Genomic DNA, 2814 nt, shown 5'->3' on the forward strand with positions numbered 1-2814 from the left:
TCAACATCAAGATCCTGGTGGACCAGATGGTCGCCGCCGGAAAACTGCCGGAGTCGGAGCGTGCCGCCCTGCTGCACTCGATGACCGAGGAAGTTGGACGCCTGGTGATCCAGGACAACATCGACCAAAACGTCCTGCTGCTCAACGACCGGCAGCGCGTCATCGACTGGAGCCCCAGCTTCGAACGCTTGATGGACTGGTTGGAGAGCCACGCCGAACTGGACCGGCAGCTCGAATCCCTGCCGACCACGGCCGAGCTGCACGAACGGATTGAGGCCGGTCTTGGCTTGACCTCGCCGGAGCTCTCGGTGCTGGCGGCGTATTCAAAGATCGAGCTGACCCACGCCCTGGCCGCGAGCAATCTCGCCGATGACCCGTTCTTTGACGGCGTGCTGCGCAGCTACTTCCCGCACCAGCTGGTCGAGCGGTTCGGGGACGACCTGTCCGGTCACCCGCTGCGCCGGGAAATCATCGCCACAGTCGTCGCCAACGACATGATCAACATGGGCGGCATCACCTTTGCGTTCCGCGTGATGGAAGAAACCTCGGTCTCGGAAGCGCACGTGGCCAAGGCCTTCGTGGCGCTGCGCGAGATCTACGAGTTCGACAAACTCATGGAGACGCTGAACGGATTGCCGGCCAGCTTCCCGACGGATCTGTGGTGCACGGTGCATCTGGATATGCGCCGGTTGCTGGACCGGGCGGCGCGTTGGTACATCAACCATGTCGATGGCGGCACCTCGGTGGCAGAGGGCATCGCGATGTTCAAGCCGCAGATGGATCCGCTGCGGAACCACTTGGTCAAGTACCTGCGCGGCGGCGATCTGGCACGCGTGGACGAATGGTTCAAGGGTGCGGAAGAACGAGGCCTGCCGGAGGACATCGCGCGGCAGTGGGCAGAGCAGTTCGAGAGCTTCGGCTTGCTCGATGTCGCCCGGATTGCCGGGCAGATCGACGAGCCGGTCGAGTCCGTCGCGCACGTCTACTTCACAATCTACGATCGGTTTGACGTCGACGACCTGCTCGAGCGCATTACCTCGCTTCCGCGGGAGGATCGCTGGCAGTCGTTGGCCCGGGCGGCGATGCGTGACGACCTTTACACCACTGTCACGGACATGACCATGGCGGTCATGCAAAGCACCCGGGCAGGGGAGCAGGCCGAAGCCAGGCTCGACGAGTGGGAGCGGGCCAACGCGGAGAACATCAAGCGCGCCCGGGACATGTTCGCAGAAGTGAACAAGCTCGAACAGGACGACATGGCCTCCTTGTCGGTGGCCCTGCGGCTGATGCGTTCGACAGTGCGGCGCTAGTTTGGCGATTTTCACGGATCCCATCCGGGACTACGCCGAGTTCGGACCGGGCGACGCGGAGTGGCTCCATCTCCTGGTTGGTGACTGGCAGCTCATCGCCGACCTGGCGTTCGCCGACCTGGCCCTGTGGTTCCCGACGCCGGACGGCAGCTATGTGGCCCTGGCGCATGTGCGTCCGTCGACCACCCACACGGTGTTCCACCGGGACTTCGTGGGGGAGCGGATCCGTGAGGACTTGAAGCCATTGGTGGACGTCGCCCGCCGGTCGCAGGCGATTGAACGGTCGTCCGAGGCCGACTGGACCACGGAGATGGCCATGCGGGTGGAGGCGGTGCCCATGGTCCGGAATGGCCGGACCCTGGCCATCGTCACGTCGCATATGGATCTGTCCAGCTCCAGGATGCCGTCACGGCTCGAGCTGACATACCGCCAATGCGCCTACGACCTCCTGAAAATGGGCACGCTCGGGCTGTGGCCGGACTTCGCCTCGCCGACCGGGTCGCGCCGCGGTGCGCCCCGTGTCGGCGACGGCCTGATCCGGCTGGATGCTGACGGGGTGGTTGAGTACGCCAGCCCCAACGGAGTTTCGGCCTTCCGGCGCCTCGGCGACGTCGAGTCGCTGGAAGGCCGCTCCCTGGCGGAAGTGACTACGGCCCTGCTCAAGGACCGGCGGATGGTCGATGAGACGCTGCCCTTGGTGGTCACGGGCCGCATGCCGTGGCGCACCGAAATCGAATCACGTGGCGTTTCGCTTTCGCTGCGGGCCATCCCGCTGAGGAATGAGCAGGAGCGTTTCGGCGCGCTGGTGCTCTGTCGGGACGTCTCGGAACTTCGGCGGCGGGAGATGGAGTTGGTGTCGAAGGACGCCACCATCCGCGAGATCCACCACCGCGTGAAGAACAACCTGCAGACAGTGGCAGCGCTGCTGCGCATGCAGTCGCGGCGGATGGTCAGCGATGAGGCAAAGCAGGGCTTGGAACAAGCCATGCGGCGGGTGGCAACGATCGCGCTGGTCCACGAAACGTTGTCCCAGGGCTTGGCCCAGAATGTGGACTTCGACGAGCTGATCGGACGTCAGTTCCGGTTGTCGGCCGAGGTGGCCTCGCCCACCCAGGCCGTCCGGACCGAACGCAAGGGCGAGTTCGGCGAGCTCCCGAGCGAGTTCGCTACGCCGCTGGCCCTGGTGATCAATGAATTGGTGACCAACGCCGTCGAGCATGGACTGGCTGGACGGCACGGCAGTGTCGTGCTGACCGCTCACCGGAGCCGGCGCGACGACGATGAACTGCTGACCGTCTCGGTGGAGGATGACGGTGTGGGGCTGCCGGAGGAACCTCGGCGGGAGGGCCTGGGACTGCAAATCGTCCGCACCCTCGTCACCAGTGAATTGGGCGGCCGGATTGAATGGACGCCCCGCGACGGCGGCGGAACCTGCGTGCGGATCGACGTGGTGCTCAACAACAACGCGGCCCGCTGAGGCTGAAGGCCGGCAACACAAGAGGCC

General features: G+C 65.1%; 2 protein-coding genes. Both read left to right on the forward strand.

Going from position 1 to position 2814, the window contains the following annotated elements; all coding sequences use genetic code 11:
• Positions 1 to 1310 (forward strand): NAD-glutamate dehydrogenase domain-containing protein (locus AC5RWT_RS36355; protein ID WP_494084459.1); only part of this gene is annotated, 1310 nt, incomplete at its 5' end.
• A 1-nt stretch (position 1311) separates the two neighbouring features.
• Positions 1312 to 2787 (forward strand): sensor histidine kinase, encoded by a 1476-nt coding sequence (locus AC5RWT_RS36360; RefSeq protein WP_494084460.1) that lies wholly within the window; start codon positions 1312 to 1314, stop codon positions 2785 to 2787.
• Positions 2788 to 2814 lie beyond the last annotated feature (27 nt).

It is taken from the genome of Arthrobacter sp. Dra40 (assembly GCF_059091905.1).